Genomic DNA, 17,689 nt, shown 5'->3' on the forward strand with positions numbered 1-17,689 from the left:
CTGCAAGCGCAAAGTCAGCGCAACGAAAAAGGGGGCCGAAGCCCCCAGATGCCTGCCCCTTACGGGAAAAGCTTTTTCACATAGTTCGGCAAGGCGAATGCGGCCTTGTGAACCTCCGGGTTGTAATAGCCGGTGTCGATCCCCGCGGCGGCAAAACGTGCCTCCAGATCCGCAAGGCTCACGCTGCGCGCCTTGTCCGAATGGCTGCCCCAGCCAAACGCCATCGGGCCACCCGCATAGGTCGGCACGGTCGCCAGATAGCAGGAGGCATCGGCAAACAGCGCCTGAAACGCCCGCAGGGTGCCGGTCAGCTCATCGCCCTGCATGAAGGGCACGCCATTCTGCGTCACGATGATGCCATCCTCAGTCAGCGAACGGGCTGCGTGGCCATAGAAAGTATCGGTGAACAGTACCTCGCCGGGGCCGATCGGGTCGGTGGAATCGACGATGATCACATCGAATTTCTCGGTGTTCTCTTTCATGAAGAGCGCACCATCGTTGATCACCAGATTGAGGCGGGCATCATCAAAGGCGCCATCGCTCAGCATCGGCAGGTATTCTTTGGAGAATTCCACCACACCGCCGTCGATTTCAACCATGGTGACATGCTCGACCGATGGGTGGCGCAGCGCTTCGCGCGCCATGCCGCCATCGCCGCCACCGATGATCAGCACCCGTTTTGCATTGCCATGGGCCAGAATCGGCACGTGGGTCAGCATCTCGTGGTAGATGAAGTTATCGCCTTCGGTGGTCTGCACCACGTCGTCCAGCGTCAGAACGCGGCCAAACTGGCCGTTCTGAAACACCTTCAGACGCTGGTGCTCGGTGTTGCTGTCATAGAGCATCTCATCGACGCGCAAACGCTGGGCGTAGTGGGCGTGCAGGCCTTCGGTGATCCAGGTGTGATCACTCATGCCGCCACTTCCTTGGTCAGGATGCCCTTTGCCAGGAACTCCTCGCCGCGCAGCAGTTCGCGCACCGCAACCGTCGGCGTGTCGAAGGCCTCTTTCAGCACATCAACCGCTTTCCAGGGCTCGGCATCGCCGCACATGAAGACGTCAAAGGCGCCATAGCCGATCTCGGGCCAGGTGTGGACGGAGATATGGCTTTCGGCCAGAACGGCCACGCCGGAGACGCCTTGCGGCGAGAATTTATGCGTATGGATGTGCAGCAGCGTCGCGCCGCAGACCTCGACACATTTGCGGAAGGCGTTCTGAATGCGGGTTTCGCAATCCAGACCGCTGCCGTTCATGACCTCGATAATGAGATGGGTTCCGGCAAATACCTTTCCATCCCGACGGATGAAATGGTCTTCGCGATCCGAATCCACAAGTGAGTTTACGATCGCAGTGGTTGCACTGCGGGCGGTATCTTCCTCTTGGGCGCCTGTCTCCAGACCGATCCCCAGTTGGAAGAGGTTGGCGTCCGTCATGACACTCCCCTTCGTTCCAGTAGATGACAATCCAGCCGGCCCTTAGCGCCCCCCCGGATAAGAGTCCGGGGTTGGGATCGGTACCGAAAGTGAGGGGGCATCTATTGTGGGGGCGGGATTCGATCAAGGGGTTTTTTGTAAAATGAACACCATCGTGCCATAAAAAAGACCGGGGCAAGCCCCGGTCATCAGGTGGTTCCGTTGCCCGGGGATCATGGGCGCCAGAACGGAAGAGTCCCTTGATACTCGGCGTCTTCGCGGGTCAGCCCAACATCTTTGAGCAGTTCCGGCGGCAGTTGACGCAATGCCTGTCGCGTGCGCTGACGCACGGTCCATTTGGTGACCAGAACCGCAAAGGAGACCGCGATCTCAGCCAGCACCGGCAGGGTGGGGCGGCTGGAAAGATAGATCATGTCGGGCGAAGAGGGTGTTGCGTTCTGTGTCATGGCAGTTTCCTATTGTATTGATACAATCCTGTGTTTATATCACAATCAATGGGTACAATTTGCGCGACATCTTGTCCAAGAAAGGATTGTAATGGGTACAATTTGGCCAAACGAGCTGCCGACTGATCTTTCCGGGCGATCCGGGCCGAAATATCAACGGGTGGCTGATACCATCCGGGCGGCGGTTGAAGATGGCACACTTTGTATCGGTACAAAGCTGCCGCCGGTGCGGGAGCTGGCCTATCAGCTGAAGATCACCCCCGGCACGGTGGCGCGGGCCTATTCGCTCCTGACCGATGACGGGCTGTTGCAGGCGGAAGTCGGGCGCGGGACTTTTGTGGCGGAACCGGAAACCAAGGTGCTGGATGATGTCTGGTCGCGGCAGCTGCATCTGCTGGAGGCCACTAATCCCGGCCACGTCAGCCTGTTCAGTCCCCGCCTCGCGGATGTTGGTCAGGTTGCGGCATTGCGCGAGGCGATGGTGAAAGTGTCCCAGGGCGATCCGCTGCAATTCCTGAACTACCCCACACGCGATGCCTATGAACCGGTACGCGAGGTGGTTGCCGATTGGCTCTCGGATGAGCTGCTGGGCAATGTGCATCAGAATGACGTCGTGCTGACCCACGGCGGGCAGAACGGCATCCTGACGGTGCTGCAAACCGTGCTTGAGGGGCCGCAGCCGACGATTCTGGTCGAAGATCTCTCATATGCTGGGTTTCGGCGCGCCGCAGAGCTGGCGCGCGCCCGGGTTGTGGGGGTGGCGATGGATGACAAGGGCATCCTGCCGGATTCACTGGAACTCGCCATTCGCAAGACAGGCGCCACCGTTCTATGCACCAGCCCGGAGGTGCATAATCCGACCGGGCTTTATACGCCGCTGGAGCGTCGCAAGGAGATTGTCGAGATCGCCCGGCGCCACGAGGTTCAGATCATAGAAGATGACTGCTACCGGATGGGGGAGGCGCGTGCGCCAAGCTACCGCGTGCTTGCTCCTGAGCTGGGTTGGCATGTCACCTCATTTTCCAAGACGATAACACCGGCGCTGCGCGTGGGGTTCGCACTCGCCCCCAAGGGGCGTGGCGCCGATCTGCGGCGCACGGCGGAATACAGTTATTTCGGAATCGCACAGCCACTGGCGGAGCTGACCCGTATCCTGCTGTCCGACCCCCGCACGCCGCAGCTGGTGCGCGATGTCCGCAAGGAGATGGCCAAATACGTCCGCATTGCCGTCAACGCTCTGGGCAGTTTTGAACTTGTCTGGTCGGACAGCGTGCCCTTCCTGTGGTTAAGGCTGCCATCGGGCTGGCGTTCGGCCGCGTTCACCCGCGCGGCAGAGGCGCAGGGGGTTCAGATCCGCTCGGCCGATGAATTCGCCCTGCGCGACGGCCGCGCGCCCAATGCGGTGCGGATCGCGGTGAACGGCCACGTCACGCCCAAACGGTTTGAGGAGGCAATGCTGCGGCTGCGCGCACTGCTCGACAACCCACCGGAGCAGATCAGCGTCTGAACTGTTGCCCGGCTCGGGGCGGGCTGTATTGCAAAGGAAAAGGGGACCTGAACACTCAGGCCCCCCTTATATGTAAGCGGTGATCGACCGGGGTGCTTATTCTACCAGGATCGACACGCCCGAGGTGTGGTTCCCGATAAAAGACCAGTTGTCGCGACCAGCAGCGATGCCAGCGGTGATGGCAGCGGCCAGAAGACCTGCTGCCGAGGCCCCGCCAACCACTGTGCCGTTCAGCTCAGGTTTAAGCGTGGTCTGGCCGGATTGTTGGCCCGCGTCGCATTGCACATAGGCCGGGGTCGGACGGCGTTTGAGCACCGGAACGTTGACGAGAGCCGGGGTGATGAATGTCGCCTTGAATTCGGCGCTTTCGACGGTGCACCGGGCGCCAACAACTTCGCGCATGTTGGCGCTGCTGGGTTGACCGCCTGTCGCCTTCATCTTTTCCTTGTCCAGCACGACGTGCGTGCGGAAGGTCAGCTCTTTGTAGCCCTGAACGCGCGGCGCTGTTGAGCCTTGATTCTTGAGCGCGACCGTTACCGGGGGAGCGGTGACTTCGGCGTTTTGCATGCAGGCACCAAGGGCCAGCGGCAGGGCGCCAACCAGAGCAAGTTTTCGAAACATGTAGTAGGATCCTATAATTTCTCTTTCCGTTGCAGCTTTAGCGTGTGAAACACCGACTGAAAAGGCGCCCCGACCTGTTCCGCGACGACAGATGCGGTCTGGATCGGGGCAGGAGCGTATCCGAGGGTGTTCAAATATGGGGTATTATAATACCTATTTTGTAAGATGCTGTTTTTAAACATTTTAATCTGATTTCAGGGTGTTGACCTATGCGCAGGCCTGCCGTAAACCCCGTCCATCGAATTCGGGCGCGCCGTTTTGGGGGTGCCCTTCACGTCAAACAGGATTGACCTGCTATGAAAACCTTCTCTGCTACACCGGCAGACATCGAGAAGAAGTGGATCATCATCGACGCCGAAGGCGTGGTGCTGGGCCGTCTTGCCTCGATCGTCGCCATGCGCCTGCGTGGTAAGCACAAGCCGTCCTTCACTCCTCACATGGATATGGGCGACAATGTCATCGTGATCAACGCTGACAAGATCCAGATGACCGGCAAGAAGCGCGAAGAGCACTTCTACTGGCACACCGGCCACCCCGGTGGTATCAAATCCCGCACCAAACAGGAAATCCTGGACGGTGCCCACCCCGAGCGCGTTGTCTATCAGGCCGTCAAGCGGATGCTGCCCGGCAACCGTCTGTCGCGTCAGCAGATGACCAACCTGCGCATCTATGCAAGTGCCGAGCACCCGCATGAAGCCCAGTCCCCCGAGGTTCTGGATGTCAAATCCATGAACAAGAAAAACACCCGGAGCTGAGACCGATGGCTGATCAGATCAACACTCTCGAAGAGCTCGGCGCCGTTGCAGGCGTAGAAACCGTAGCCGAAGAAACCATCGTGCGCGAACCCGTTCGCGACGAGCTGGGCCGTGCCTATGCCACCGGTAAGCGGAAAGACGCGGTTGCCCGCGTTTGGATCAAGCCGGGTTCCGGCAAGGTCTCCGTCAACGGTAAAGAGCTGAACGCATATTTTGCACGCCCCGTGCTGCAGATGATCCTGCGCCAGCCGTTCCAGGTTGCCGGTGTCGAAGGCGAATTCGACGTCTACGCAACCGTCAAGGGCGGTGGCCTCTCCGGTCAGGCCGGCGCGGTCAAGCACGGCATCTCCAAAGCACTGCAGCTGTACGATCCGTCGCTGCGTGGCGCGTTGAAAGCCGCAGGCTTCCTGACCCGCGACAGCCGTGTTGTCGAGCGTAAGAAATTCGGCCGCCGCAAAGCGCGTCGTTCGTTCCAGTTCTCCAAGCGTTAATCGCTGGATCACATGGATTTGGAAAAGGCCGCAGAGCAATCTGCGGCCTTTTCTTTGTGTGGATTGTTCGAATGCTGCCTGAGCCTGCGTAGCGGTCAGTCTTAGCTGTCCGGTTCGATCAGGCCCAGCCCGCGCAGGTAGATGCCGATGCCGCTCTCCAGCAGATCCTCGGGCGGGAAGGGGGAGGCCGCACCGGGAGAGTTCCGGGCATAGAGCTCCACCACGCCATGGCTCATCGCCAGAACATGCGCCGAGAACATCGAGGCGGGCGGGCGTTTTTCGGCCGGGATATGTTTGCTCAGATCTGCGGCGGCGCGTTCCAGAATGGCGCGGGCGCGGTTGGCGGCCTCGGCCAGCTCAGGCGTACGGTTGACGGAGATCCCGCTTTCGAACATCGCGATGTAATGGCCTGGATGTTTGCGCGCAAAGGCGAGATAGGCCCGGCCCGTCGCTTCAAACGCTGCCAGGGCCGAAGGTTGATATTTGTCATAGGCGTGCTGCATCAGATCGGCAAACATCACATAGCCCTGACGGCCTGCCTCGGCGATCAGATCCTCGCGCCCGTTGAAGTGACGATAGACCGCGGCCGGGGTGACGCCGGCCTGTTTGGCCGCCTCCGACAGGGTAAAGCCGGTGGGGCCCTTGGCCTCGATCAGCTTCAGTGCGGCTTCGACCAGCGCCTGGCGCAGGTTGCCGTGGTGATACCCCCGCTTAGGCATCCCAGAGATCCGGTCCGCCACTGATGGAATCATCCAGATCGCCAAGCGCTTTGGCATCCTTGTTGGTGTAATCGACGGAGTGCAGCACCCGGCGAATGGCGGCCAGCCGGGCCCGGCGCTTGTCGTCGGAGCGCACGATGGTCCAGGGGGCGTGCTCGGTGTGACTACGTGTCAGCGTATCCGTAATGGCGGTGGAGTATTCCTGCCAGAGGCTCAGACCTTTGACGTCGATCGGGCTGAGTTTCCACTGCTTCAGCGGATCGGTCTCGCGCGAGAGGAACCGCCGCAGCTGTTCGGCGCGTCCGACGTTGAGCCAGATCTTGAACAGCTGAATCCCGTCCTCGACCAGCGCCTCCTCAAAGCCGTTGACCTGATCGAAGAACCGTTCGCGCTGACCGTCGGTGCAAAAGCCGAAGACCGGCTCGACCACGCCGCGATTGTACCAGCTGCGATCAAAGAAGACGATCTCACCTGCGGCGGGCAGATGGGTGATATAGCGCTGGAAATACCACTGGGTCTGTTCCCGCTCGCTGGGTTTTGACAGCGCCACGATCCGCGCCCCGCGCGGGTTCAGGTTTTCGCGAAACCGTTTGATGGTGCCGCCCTTGCCAGCGGCGTCGCGCCCTTCAAAGAGAATGGCGACCCGTGCCCCGGTCTCACGCACCCAAGACTGCATCTTGACCAGTTCGATCTGAAGCCGCGCCATCTCTTTCTCATAGCGCTTGCGGCTCATCCGCGTGTGATAGGGAAAGCCCGGATCCAGCAGATCATCCTTCTGCGAAGCTTTGATCGCGGCGCGGATTTCCTCTGGGGCCTTGGTCTCGTAGAACGCGCTGATTGCGCCGTCAAAGGGCAGGGGCATAGAAAATTCCTTCTGTCTTCTGTCCCTTATATGGGGCTTTGCGGCGAAATGTGAATCGTTTTAACGCAAATTCCGTGCCGTAGCTGCCCGCGCCGCCGCCCGGTCTACTGCCGCCACAACCGCATCGGTGGCCACCTGATGTGGCATATGGCCGACGCCATCCAGCACCGTGAGGTTCAGCGAGGGGACATCGCGCTCCAGCTGGCGCGCGTGCAGATCCAGCCCCACCGTGGTGTCGGCGCTGCCATGAACCGCCTCAATGGGCAGGCTGAGATCGCCGTAACGGGGGGCCATCGCTCTGATTTCGGCCAGAAGGTCGGCCCGCTGGCGGGCATTGGCCCGCAGCGCGGAGCGGCGCAGGGTCAACCCCGGGCCGAAATGTTCGAAATACCCCGCTGGCACGGCCTGCGGCGCAAAGACCTCGGTCAGGGTGTCGCGAATGGTGCTTTCGGGCACATAGGCGGTCAGCAGCGGCACCGCCAGCCGCTGGCCCAGCGGCGAGGAAGTGACCTTGTAAAAGGTGCTGAGCGGCGTCCGCCAAGGATGGGAGACCGCGCCGACCGTGACCAGCGCCGAGAGGCTGTCGGGCGCATCCAGCGCCCAGGCGAGGGCGACACCGCCGCCATAGCTCTGGCCCAGCACGATGGGATGCTCTGCACCCAGAGCGGCAACCGCTTGGCGAATGATGGCGGCCTGCTTGCTGAGGGACGCCTGCGCGCCACCGGTGGGATCGCTATAGCCCAGCCCGGGGCGATCCACGATGATCACCCGGAAGCGGCTGCTGAGGGCCGGGGCCAGCCGGAAGGTCATATCGCGGATGTGCCCGCTGGCGCCGTGGATCAACACCAGATCCGGCGCTGCCGCATCCGCAGGCAGCCCGTCGGGCCGGGGTGTCGGCTGCCCCAGATCAAGCAGGTGCAGCTGCTGGCCATCAACCGTGACAAAGCTGCCGAGCGGCGGATAGGCGGCGATGGCGTCCGCCTCGCGAGCCTTGGCCCGCCACAGCGTCCCGCCAGCTGCAAGCGCCAGAATTAGACCGGCTGTCAGCACGCGCTTAACGCCCAATCTGCGCCATATCAAACGGGGTGGACTGGTAGATGTCATTGATCCAGTTGCCATAAAGAAGATGCGCGTGGCTGCGCCAGCGGTTCTGCGGTTTGCGGCTGGGATCGTCGTCCGGGTAGTAGTTCATCGGAATATTGATCGGCGTGCCGCTGGCGATATCGCGATCATATTCCTGCTTCAGCGTATCGCTGTCGTACTCGAAATGGTTGAAGATATAGAGCGCACGGTGGCTGGGATCCTCGATGAGGCAGGGGCCGGCATCGGGGCTGCCCAGCAGGCTGCGCAGGCCGGGTCGGGCATCAATTTCGGATTGGCGGATTTCGGTCCAGCGCGACACGGGAATGACGCAGTCATCGGAAAACCCCCGCAGATAGGGGGATGCGGGATCAAGGTTCTGATGCCGGAAACAGCCAAAGACCTTGTGATCCAAGAGGTGTTTCTTCACCCCGTGGAAATAGTTGATCATCGCCATGCCGCCCCAGCAGACACCAAAGGTGGAATGCACATTGGTCTGGGTCCAGTCAAAGACCTCACACAGCTCATCCCAATAGGTGACATCCTCGAACTCGAGATGTTCGATCGGCGCGCCGGTGATGATCAGACCGTCAAAACGCTCGTCCTTGATCTCCTGGAACGGCCGGTAGAACTCCGCCATATGCTCTGCGGCGGTGTTGCGGGTCTGATGTTCGGTCATGCGGATCAGGGACAGCTCGATCTGCAAAGGTGTGGCGCCGATAAGCCGGGCAAACTGGTTCTCGGTCTGGATCTTCTTCGGCATCAGGTTGAGCAGGCCGATGCGCAGCGGACGGATATCCTGACGGGCCGCCTGATCCGGCGACATGACCATCACGCCTTCGTTCGTGAGAACGTCATAGGCGGGCAGGTCAGAAGGGATCTTGATCGGCATGTCGTGTCCTTTGGTCTATGCTCCGCCCGTTCTGGACAGAGTCTTGGCGCTGTGATGTAGAAGGCCTAGCCGCGCGCCTCAAGAGCGCCCGCAATCACATCTGTGAAATCGGCCTCGTTGCGGATGCCCGAAATCTGATCCGCCGTGACCGTCACGCCCCAGTTCTTTGCCATGGCGGCATAGCGGGGCTGGCGATGGGCCAGCGCCTGGGCATAGGTCCAGCGGATGAAGCTGTCAGGGTCCACCTCGTTTTCAGATAGGTGGTTTTCCTTTAGATACTCTTGCCAGACGCGGGCGAGGAAAGCCGGTTCATAGGCCATGGGCTTGGGGGCGCGATCAAACCGGCGGATCAGCTCCTGGGTATGGGCGTCGTCCCCTTTGATCCAGACCATCAGCGTGTGTTTAGCAAGCTCGCTCAGCAGCGGATCGCTTGCATCATTGGCATCGACCCATTCGCAGATGCTGCCGCCGGTGTCGCAGATGAAATTCGGATAGTCATAGAGCCGCTCGGCCCGGTCGATGAAATAACCGGTATCGCGCAGCGCGTTCAGTTCCGCGGTGCGAAACTGGTCCTGGCGGCGGGTATATTCCGCCATTGCCAGCCCGCCCTTGGCCGGATTGCCGGGCTTGCCCAGATAGGAGGCAACGGGTGTCAGGTTTTCAAAGCTGATATTAGAGCCGATATAGATCGAATCCGACAGCAGCAGATCGCGCAGAAACGGCACTTTCATCGCCTCTGCCTTGGCGTTGTCGGCGATATATTCGCCCATGTATCGGGTGCCGATCCGATAATCGATCGAGTAGTGGAACCAGCTGCCCGCGCCACGCAGAATATTGCTGATATAGGTCTTGCCCAGTCCGGACATGCCAAAGAACAAAACCCGCTTATGCGCCGCATTGCGCCAATCTTCGGCAGACGAATAGAGCATGTGAAATCCGGTCCCTTCTGGTTCCTTGCCTTGCTAATCGCCCCGGGCCTGCGGGTCAATCGGCAGCGCTGGAGGACCTGGGTGCGGCGGCTGGCGATGGACCACGCAAAACCCCCGCACCATAGGATGCGGGGGAGAACTGGTCCTGTACCTGTCTTTGTTCCAGCGCTGCCTGTGGCGCACGCAGGTCTACGTCAGGATCAGAAGCTATAGCCGACCTTCAGGCCAAAGCTTACAGCAGTGTTGTCCTGAAAGTATGCAACAGGTGTACCGCCTGGCGAGGCAAAGGCATCGCCCAATTCGGTATAGCGGATACCGGCAGAGATTTTCATCTTGTCCTGCTGATACTGCACACCTAGGCGAATGGCCTTCATTCCCTGCGTTGGTGCAAGTGGGGAGACCCGATTGTCGCCATCCGCATCCTCATAGACAAACGCGAGCGAGCCAGACCAGTTTTCGTTGAATTTGCGTCCGACGCCGATCGTGTAGGTGAAGGAATCGTCCAGATCGATCAGGTCGACGGAGCGACCCGCCTGACTGCTGAGGCCTGGCACGACGAGGTTCGTAACGCTGTGTTCAGCCCAGCGAATGTTGCCGAACAAAAGCGTGTCTTTGGCAATACCAGTCTGCAAGTCCAGGTTGACGGACTGCGGGGTTTTGGTCTTCGTCGAAGTTCCGGCCGAGGCACCGGTGGCGAATGTTTCATTCAGGCTGAAATCATGTTCGATTTCGGAGCTATAGGTCAGCGCTGCGCGGAGAGCGATTTCAGGGACCTCATAAGCCAGGCCAACAACCCAGCCAAATGCACCATCCTTGTTCACCCGTACATTATACTGGCTCCCGATGCTGGCGTAGGCTCCGCCGGCCAGATTGATCTCACCATCAATTTCCTGATAGCGGATGCCGCCGTGGACGCTGAAGTTCTCATTGAACCGGTAGCGCAGCAGTGCGGTTACAGCGTTTGAATTTGCCTCGGCGGTAGTGCCGCCCAACAACAGCGAACTCCCAACCGGGTAGGCAATGTCTACACCCCAGGGTTGATCGAAGATCACTGCGAAGGACAGCTGTTCGTTGATGTCCCGCTTGTAACCGGCACCGAACATGTTGAAGCGATCACCGACATCGCCCGTCGCAGATCCGAAAGGATTGAGGGTGGTCAGATCATTGCCCGAGACATCCGCCGAGGTCGTCGCGATGGAAAACTCGGCGTAAGTGCCTTCTTCGAAGATGATGCCAATCGGCTGGCCGGTCCGATCAAGACCGCTGGCCATAGCGGAGCCGGAAGCCAGCGCCAGCGCTGCTGACGTTGCAAGATAGCGTTTCATTGTTCCTCCCTGTCCAGACTTGGGCGCCTGGTTTTACATTGAGGAAAGCTAGCAAGGGGGATTTTTTCGGTCAATGTTGACGCAAAGGCAATCAACGGCAAGAAAATCAGGCAGAATGACCGTGTCGGCGGGGCGCGCGGAACCGTCCGGCGGCATCCAGAATATTGATGTAGTTTGCGCAGAAAATGACCGCAGCCCCGATCAGTACCCAGAGGTTAAGCGCTTCACCGTAAATCAACATTCCGGCCACGGCGATGGTGGGTAGTCGGGCGAAATCAATCGGCACCACAACGGTGGCCGGGGCAATGGAGAGCGCCTTGGTCATGCAGAAATGCGCCGCAAGCCCGGCGCAGCCGATAATCAGCAGCCAAAGTGCCGTTGCGGCATTTGGGAGAGTGATCTGCCCGTCCCACCCCGATATCACCAGCCCCATGCCGAGTTGCAGCAGCGTGAGCCAGAGCAGGATGGAGCTGATGGGCTCGTGCCGGGTCAGCCTTTTGGTGAAGAGGATGGTCAGCGCAAAGAAGATGGCTGAGGCAGCTGCCGCAAAAACGCCAAGGCTCAGCGTCTCCGGGCTGGGGCGGGCCACGATCAAAATGCCGACAAAGCCTAGCGCGGCGGCCAATACGCGAGGCCTCGTCAGCCGCTCGCCCAGCAGCAGCGGTGACAGCAGCAGCACCCAGAGCGGCGAGGTGAACTCCAGCGCAAAAACCTGTGCAAGCGGGATCAGCGTTACCGCAAGGAACCACAGGTTCTGTCCGGTGAAATGGGCGGCATTGCGGATCAGATGCAGGCCCAGCCGATCGCGCCGCACCTGGCCCCAGCTGCCGGTGGCGGTCAGACAGATGACAACAATAACCATCCCGACGGCGCTGCGATAGGTCATGATCTCAAAGGTGTCGAGGCTCAACCCGGCTTCGCGGCCAGCGATGGCCATCGAGGAAAACGAGACAATCGCCCCGACCATCCAGAGCGCAGCCGTGCCTATTCTTAACTCACCCTGCGCCATGGCCGCCCCTTTGCCCGTTGGTCACGAAGAAGGGCTAATTTAGCAGGCGGGTCAAGTCATCTCTGCGCGGCTGCGGTCGCGGGGCCGGGCCGCGCAGAACAGGCGTCTATTCGGCGGCAACCGTCTGCTTGAGCATTGCCGCGTGGGGCAGTGAGGGGAGGTCCAGCCGGTTCCCGCGCTCGATATACTCCTTCGCTATCGTGTCGGCATCAAACCCCAACCGTGACAGCAGCGTCTCGATTTCCTCAACCAGCGCATTGGTCGTGGCGCTGCCTTGTGGCGACGCATTGACCTTCTGCGGCAGGATCGGTCCTGTGGTGTGGCCCAGCTCTTGCAGCAGGTTTCGAGCGCCATCCGGCGTCGTGGCCTGCTCCAGCGTGGTTTCGATAAAGTGAAGTTGGTCGCCGTAGAGTTGTTTGTAGTAGGCGTAGCGCACTTCCATCTCCAGCGCATACCAGATCGCCATGCCGATTTCGCCCATTTGCTCGAACGGCGCGGGGTCGAGGATCTTGTGATTGTAGGTCGGATGCAGGTACCATTGCCAAGGTATTGTAATATTGCAAAAATCATTACGGTTCACATAGCTTGCGATTTGTTTGCCAAGGTTGCGGCGCAGGATGATCACGCGGGTTCGCGGCGCTAAACCGTGTTCCACCAGCGCCTCAATCAACCCGCATTTGCCCAATGTATGGTTGCTTTCCGCATAGGGGGCTTGCAGGTTGCCCAGTTTGCCCTCCCAGAAGTCGCAGACATTCGCGTTCATCCCGTAGGTATTGAACCCACGCATGTGTCCAATACTGGGCATACGAATGCCATAGTCATTCGCGCCAAGCGGCTCATGCACCGACGGGATATTCAGGTTCTCACCCAGAAATTTCGCAAGCCATGCGGTGCCCGTACGTCCGGCAGAGAGGGTGAAGATGAATTCAGGCTTTAAGCATTGTTGAGCGTTTTCTGACACCGGCGTGGCAAGAGTTGGGACTGCGGCAGCCAGTGCCGGGCGAGTGTAGCCGAACCGGGAAATTTCACCGACGGCCTCGACCTCGATCACGTCCGCCGCCTCCGGGTGGGCTGTAAAGAGTCTGGCCGCATCAGCGCCAGTTTTCGCAGGCATCGGCGCCTTGGCGTTCAGGTTCGAAAACCGCTCCCAAAGCCCGTCGATATCGAGCGCATTTATATCCTCCTCAAGATGCTCATAGCGCAGCACGACATCTGCGGAATTCGAACCATCCAGTGGTGCAATACGGCGGTTTTCGCTCAACAGGCTGCGGTAGCGTCGGACAAAGATATCGAGCGGAACATCTCTCTGATCCATCGCCTCGTTGTAGTAGCGGGAAACCATGGCATCGTAGGGATCGCGCCGGATCGTTACTTTGGTATAGGTCTCCCAGATATCCTGAGGAACTGCGGCGCGGATCTGTCCGGCGGTCATGTGATCGAAGAAAACCTGCGTGCCCCCGTTTCCATCCGGCCAAGTCTGGGTCTGATGGTTCTGAGGGCCGGGATAGCCCAACGCCCTCCGCCTCTCTTCATCCTTTGGGCTGATTGGTGTGATGATGCTGCTTTCATCACAATAGCTGGACAGTGCGATTTCAAACGAGGTTCCAGCAACCTTCTTGGTCTTAATGAAAATCAGTTTGAGCGGATGGCAGATAATCATTCCAGAGATTCTCCCAATAGAACTTCACTGAAACCTCGCAAATAGAGTTTTTGAAACTGTTAAGACATCAGTGAAAGTAGAATAAATTCAGGGCTTTCTATAAAAGAAAAACCCCGGCCAGTTGGCCGGGGTTTCAAGGGCTTAGATTATTCCCACTCGATCGTGCCCGGAGGCTTCGAGGTGATGTCATAGGTGCAGCGGTTGATACCCTTGACCTCATTGATGATCCGCGTGGCGGTTTCACCCAGGAATTCGTGGCTGAACGGGTAATAATCGGCAGTCATACCATCGACAGATGTCACCGCGCGCAGGGCGCAGGCATAGTCATAAGTGCGGCCGTCGCCCATCACACCGACGGTGCGAACGGGCAGGATCGCCACAAAGGCCTGCCAGATTTCATCATAGAGACCATGCTTGCGAATCTGGTCGATATAGATCGCATCCGCCTCGCGCAGGATTTCCAGTTTTTCACGGGTGATTTCGCCGGGACAGCGGATCGCAAGGCCCGGTCCGGGGAAGGGGTGGCGACCGATGAAGCTTTGCGGCAGGCCCAGTTCGCGGCCAAGCGCGCGGACTTCATCCTTGAATAGCTCGCGCAGCGGCTCGACCAGCTTCAGCCCCATTTTTTCCGGCAGGCCGCCGACGTTGTGGTGCGATTTGATGGTGACAGACGGCCCGCCCGAGAAGGACACGGATTCGATCACATCCGGGTAGAGTGTACCCTGCGCCAGGAAGTCGGCTCCGTCGATGGTGTCGGCGTGTTTCTGGAACACGTCGATGAACAGTTTGCCGATGATTTTGCGCTTGGTTTCCGGGTCGGACTGGCCGTCCAGTTCGCCCAGGAACAGATCGCTTTCATCTGCGTGGATCAGCTGAATATTGTAGTTGTCACGGAACATCGTGACGACCTCTTCGGCCTCGTTCTTGCGCAGCAACCCGTGGTCCACGAACACACAGGTCAGCTGGTCGCCGATGGCCTCGTGGATCAGGATCGCCGCAACCGAGCTGTCAACGCCGCCAGAGAGGCCGCAGATGACTTTCTTGTCGCCCACCTGATCGCGGATCGCCTGGATCGCCTGTTCGCGGTAGGCACCCATGGTCCAGTCGCCGGTGAAACCTGCGATCTTGACAAAGTTCTCATAGAGTTTCGCACCATTGGGGGTGTGATGCACCTCCGGGTGGAACTGAACCGCGTAGAAATTGCGCGACACATCGGCGGTGATGGCAAAAGGCGCGTTGGGCGAGGTGCCGTATACCTCAAAACCGGGCGCGATTTCGCTGACATGATCGCCGTGAGACATCCAGACCTGTTCGCGGTCGCTGTCATCTGCAAACCAGCCATCCAGCAGCGGCAGGCTGCTGACCGTCGGCGTCACATAGGCGCGACCGAACTCGGCGGTGCCATGTCCGGAGAGCACCTTGCCGCCCAGCTGGTGCATCATCACCTGCTGACCATAGCAGATCCCCAGGATCGGCACGCCAAGGTCAAAGATTTCCTGCGGCGCACGGGGGCTGCCTTCGCGGGTCACGCTGTCCGGGCCACCGGAAAAGATCACGGCTTTGGGCGCCATTTCGCGCACAAAATCCATCGTGACATTCTGGTAGGGGTGAATTTCGCAATAGACATTCAGTTCGCGCAGGCGGCGCGCAATCAGCTGCGTGACCTGGCTGCCAAAGTCGATGATGAGAAGGCGGTCGTGGGATGTCTCTGTCATGCACGCGCCATAGGGCAGCGGCGCGAAATTCGCAAGGTATTTTCGTGTTTCGGGCCGCGTTTGCACAATCTCTGATCCGGTTGTCGCGCGGCCTCCTACGGCCGATATCGGGCCGCAGGCGCGAGAAACCTGTCGGGAATGTCGCTTTTCAACTTCAATGGCCGCAATCCTGCGGCGGCTTTGGTCTTGGGCGCTATAATCACACCAGCAACGAAATGCCTGTGGTGAGGAACAACCATGACAGAAGCAGCTCCAGCAGCACCGCGCCGTCGCGCTCGTGGAGGCGGTGGTGCCGCCCGTCGCGCAGAACGAACCGGCGTCAAGATTGATACCGCAAAATACATCGAGCGGAATATTCCGAATTTCGAAGTGTTGAGCGAAGAGGCGCTGCAGACCATCGAAGCCAACGCCGAAACCATCCTCGAAGAGGTCGGTGTCAACTTCGTGAACAACCCCGGCGCGTTGGAGCGCTGGCGCGAGGCCGGGGCCACGATTGATGGCGAGCGGGTACGGATCCCGCGCGGCCTGGCGCGCGAGCTGTGCAAGACGGCCCCGTCCGAATTCACCCAACATGCCCGCAACCCGGAGAAATCCGTGGTCATCGGCGGCAAGAACATGGTGCTGGCACCGGTCTATGGCCCGCCGTTTGTGCGCGATGCCAAGGGCGGGCGCCGTTACGCGACGCTGGATGATTTCCAGAAATTCGTGAAGCTGGGCTATATGTCCAAATGGCTGCACCATTCCGGCGGTACCGTTTGCGAGCCGACCGACGTACCGGTGAACAAACGCCACCTCGACATGCTGATGGCGCATATGACCCTGAGCGACAAGCCGTTCATGGGGTCGGTGACCGAGCCCAGTCGGGCGCAGGATTCCATCGAGATGTGCGAGATCCTTTTTGGCAAGGATTTCGTGCGCGACAACACCGTGATGACCTCGCTGATCAACATCAACTCGCCAATGACCTTTGATGATGTGATGATGGGTGCGCTGGAGGTCTACGCCGCCCACAACCAGGCCTGCATCATCTCGCCCTTTATCGTTGGCGGTGCCATGGCGCCGGTCTCGGTTGCCGGTACGCTGACTCAGGTTCTGGCCGAGGTGATGGCAGGCGTGGCCTATAGCCAGCTGATCCGCGCCGGTGCGCCGGTGATCTTCGGCGCCTTTGTATCCTCGATCGACATGAACTCCGGTGCGCCGACCTTCGGGACGCCGGAAGCCTCGCTGGTGACCTATGGGGCCGGTCAGCTTGCACGCCGGATGAACCTGCCGTTCCGTTCGGCCGGATCGTTCTGTGGCTCCAAGCTGCCCGACGCGCAGGCGGCCTATGAAACCGCCAATTCGCTCAACATGGGCCTGTTGTCGGGCGTGAACTTCCAGCTGCACTCCTGCGGCTGGCTCGAGGGCGGTCTGGTTGCCGATTTCGAGAAGTTCGTGATGGACGCCGATCAGCTGGGCGCGCTGCATGGTCTTGCCAAAGGTGTTGCCGTGGACGAGGAAGCCCAAGCCATGGACGCCATCCGCGAGGTTGGTCCCGGTGGTCACTACCTTGGCTGCGCCCATACGCAGGCGAATTTCAAGACCGCATTCTGGAAATCCGAGCTGCTGGACTACAAGCCCTTTGAAACCTGGGAAGAAGAAGGTGCGCGTGACACCGTTGCATTGGCCAGCAGCCGGGTGGAAACGCTGCTCGACGCCTATCAGGCGCCGCCGCTCGATCCTGAAGTGCTGAGCAGGCTGGAGGCCTATGTCGCCGAGAAGAAAGCCTCGATGCCCGATGCCTTCATGTAAGACCGGCTGAGATCGGCACTCTGAGATATATGCCAGCCCGGCTGGCAGGCAGACGGCGGTCCCTCGGGGCCGCCGTTTTGCGTTACGGGCCGGTGGTCTGCCCTGGGATCCATCCTGTCCGGCGACGGTCTCAGGCGACTTTAAGGGTCGGGCGGCGCAGCCCCTCGGCCTCGCCCATCAGGGCAATCAGCACATCGACATGGCGGGTCAGTGAATACCCGGCATCGCCGGACTCGCGCTGGCGGTTGTAATCGTGTTCGAGATCCAGCAGCCGCATCACCGCAGCGGCCGGTTTCGGCAGGGCGCCATAGCCCAGCACCCGTTTCAAATCGCGGCGCCGACTATAGTCCCGCGCGCCGATCCGCGCGGTCCGCACCAACAGTCGAGGGCGGCGCAAAGCGGCCAGATGACCAAAGATATCCTGCATCGTCATGTCCTTTCCAGCTCTGTTGATA

General features: G+C 60.0%; 18 protein-coding genes. 4 read left to right on the forward strand and 14 right to left on the reverse strand.

Annotation, left to right across the window (positions count from 1 at the left end; genetic code table 11):
* Positions 1-59: 59 nt before the first annotated feature.
* The 3 genes from speE to VWY75_RS16625 form a co-directional block, all read right to left on the reverse strand.
* Entirely contained in the window at positions 60-914 is an 855-nt protein-coding gene (speE, locus tag VWY75_RS16615) for a polyamine aminopropyltransferase (protein ID WP_416536014.1), read from the reverse strand.
* Positions 911-1,432: an adenosylmethionine decarboxylase gene (gene speD / locus VWY75_RS16620; RefSeq protein WP_340545465.1), complete on the reverse strand. Its 522-nt coding sequence runs from the start codon at positions 1,430-1,432 to the stop codon at positions 911-913. The genes speE and speD overlap by 4 nt, the downstream gene beginning before the upstream one ends.
* A gap of 212 nt (positions 1,433-1,644) precedes the next feature.
* Positions 1,645-1,878, reverse strand: coding sequence for a DUF1127 domain-containing protein (locus tag VWY75_RS16625; protein ID WP_340545466.1), 234 nt, complete (start codon positions 1,876-1,878; stop codon positions 1,645-1,647).
* 91 nt (positions 1,879-1,969) lie between these two features.
* Here VWY75_RS16625 and VWY75_RS16630 point away from each other — a divergent pair, with 91 nt between their 5' ends.
* Entirely contained in the window at positions 1,970-3,385 is a 1,416-nt protein-coding gene (locus tag VWY75_RS16630) for a PLP-dependent aminotransferase family protein (RefSeq protein WP_416538705.1), read from the forward strand.
* A 96-nt stretch (positions 3,386-3,481) separates the two neighbouring features.
* Here VWY75_RS16630 and VWY75_RS16635 read toward each other — a convergent pair whose 3' ends face one another.
* Positions 3,482-4,006, reverse strand: coding sequence for a hypothetical protein (locus VWY75_RS16635; RefSeq protein WP_340545468.1), 525 nt, complete (start codon positions 4,004-4,006; stop codon positions 3,482-3,484).
* Between the two features lie 296 nt (positions 4,007-4,302).
* On the opposite strand from VWY75_RS16635, the gene rplM reads away from it, so the two are divergent.
* Together rplM and rpsI are read left to right on the forward strand one after the other, a co-directional pair.
* Positions 4,303-4,761, forward strand: a complete 459-nt coding sequence (gene rplM / locus VWY75_RS16640; RefSeq protein ID WP_260101830.1) for a 50S ribosomal protein L13 — start codon at positions 4,303-4,305, stop codon at positions 4,759-4,761.
* 5 nt (positions 4,762-4,766) lie between these two features.
* The gene (gene rpsI, locus VWY75_RS16645; RefSeq protein ID WP_416536010.1) at positions 4,767-5,252 is read left to right on the forward strand and encodes a 30S ribosomal protein S9; all 486 of its coding nucleotides are present in this window, start codon (positions 4,767-4,769) and stop codon (positions 5,250-5,252) included.
* Positions 5,253-5,353: 101 nt separating this feature from the next.
* Here rpsI and VWY75_RS16650 read toward each other — a convergent pair whose 3' ends face one another.
* From VWY75_RS16650 to guaA, 9 genes are all read right to left on the reverse strand, one after another.
* Positions 5,354-5,971 carry a TetR/AcrR family transcriptional regulator gene (locus VWY75_RS16650; RefSeq protein ID WP_340545469.1) on the reverse strand — a complete coding sequence of 206 codons (618 nt, stop codon included), beginning with the start codon at positions 5,969-5,971 and terminating at the stop codon, positions 5,354-5,356.
* Complete coding sequence (gene ppk2 / locus VWY75_RS16655) at positions 5,964-6,833, reverse strand: polyphosphate kinase 2 (protein WP_416538706.1); 870 nt, start codon at positions 6,831-6,833, stop codon at positions 5,964-5,966. Before ppk2 ends, VWY75_RS16650 begins: the two co-directional genes overlap by 8 nt.
* Positions 6,834-6,893: 60 nt before the next feature.
* The gene (locus VWY75_RS16660) at positions 6,894-7,898 is read right to left on the reverse strand and encodes an alpha/beta fold hydrolase (RefSeq protein ID WP_416538707.1); all 1,005 of its coding nucleotides are present in this window, start codon (positions 7,896-7,898) and stop codon (positions 6,894-6,896) included.
* A complete protein-coding gene (gene metA, locus VWY75_RS16665) occupies positions 7,888-8,805 on the reverse strand; it encodes a homoserine O-acetyltransferase MetA (RefSeq protein ID WP_340545472.1) in 918 nt (305 codons plus the stop codon). The genes VWY75_RS16660 and metA overlap by 11 nt, the downstream gene beginning before the upstream one ends.
* Before the next feature lie 65 nt (positions 8,806-8,870).
* Complete coding sequence (locus VWY75_RS16670) at positions 8,871-9,734, reverse strand: ATPase (RefSeq protein ID WP_416538708.1); 864 nt, start codon at positions 9,732-9,734, stop codon at positions 8,871-8,873.
* Between the two features lie 200 nt (positions 9,735-9,934).
* Positions 9,935-11,059, reverse strand: coding sequence for an OmpP1/FadL family transporter (locus tag VWY75_RS16675; RefSeq protein WP_416538709.1), 1,125 nt, complete (start codon positions 11,057-11,059; stop codon positions 9,935-9,937).
* Between the two features lie 106 nt (positions 11,060-11,165).
* Positions 11,166-12,068 (reverse strand): DMT family transporter, encoded by a 903-nt coding sequence (locus tag VWY75_RS16680; protein ID WP_416538710.1) that lies wholly within the window; start codon positions 12,066-12,068, stop codon positions 11,166-11,168.
* Between the two features lie 106 nt (positions 12,069-12,174).
* Entirely contained in the window at positions 12,175-13,728 is a 1,554-nt protein-coding gene (locus VWY75_RS16685; RefSeq protein WP_416538711.1) for a hypothetical protein, read from the reverse strand.
* Between the two features lie 146 nt (positions 13,729-13,874).
* Positions 13,875-15,443, reverse strand: coding sequence for a glutamine-hydrolyzing GMP synthase (guaA, locus tag VWY75_RS16690; protein WP_340545477.1), 1,569 nt, complete (start codon positions 15,441-15,443; stop codon positions 13,875-13,877).
* A gap of 237 nt (positions 15,444-15,680) precedes the next feature.
* On the opposite strand from guaA, the gene VWY75_RS16695 reads away from it, so the two are divergent.
* The gene (locus VWY75_RS16695) at positions 15,681-17,234 is read left to right on the forward strand and encodes a trimethylamine methyltransferase family protein (protein ID WP_416535996.1); all 1,554 of its coding nucleotides are present in this window, start codon (positions 15,681-15,683) and stop codon (positions 17,232-17,234) included.
* Between the two features lie 130 nt (positions 17,235-17,364).
* Here VWY75_RS16695 and VWY75_RS16700 read toward each other — a convergent pair whose 3' ends face one another.
* Complete coding sequence (locus tag VWY75_RS16700) at positions 17,365-17,661, reverse strand: DUF6477 family protein (RefSeq protein WP_416538712.1); 297 nt, start codon at positions 17,659-17,661, stop codon at positions 17,365-17,367.
* Positions 17,662-17,689 lie beyond the last annotated feature (28 nt).

This window comes from Phaeobacter sp. JH20_08 (assembly GCF_048056635.1).
Lineage (GTDB): Bacteria > Pseudomonadota > Alphaproteobacteria > Rhodobacterales > Rhodobacteraceae > Phaeobacter > Phaeobacter bryozoorum.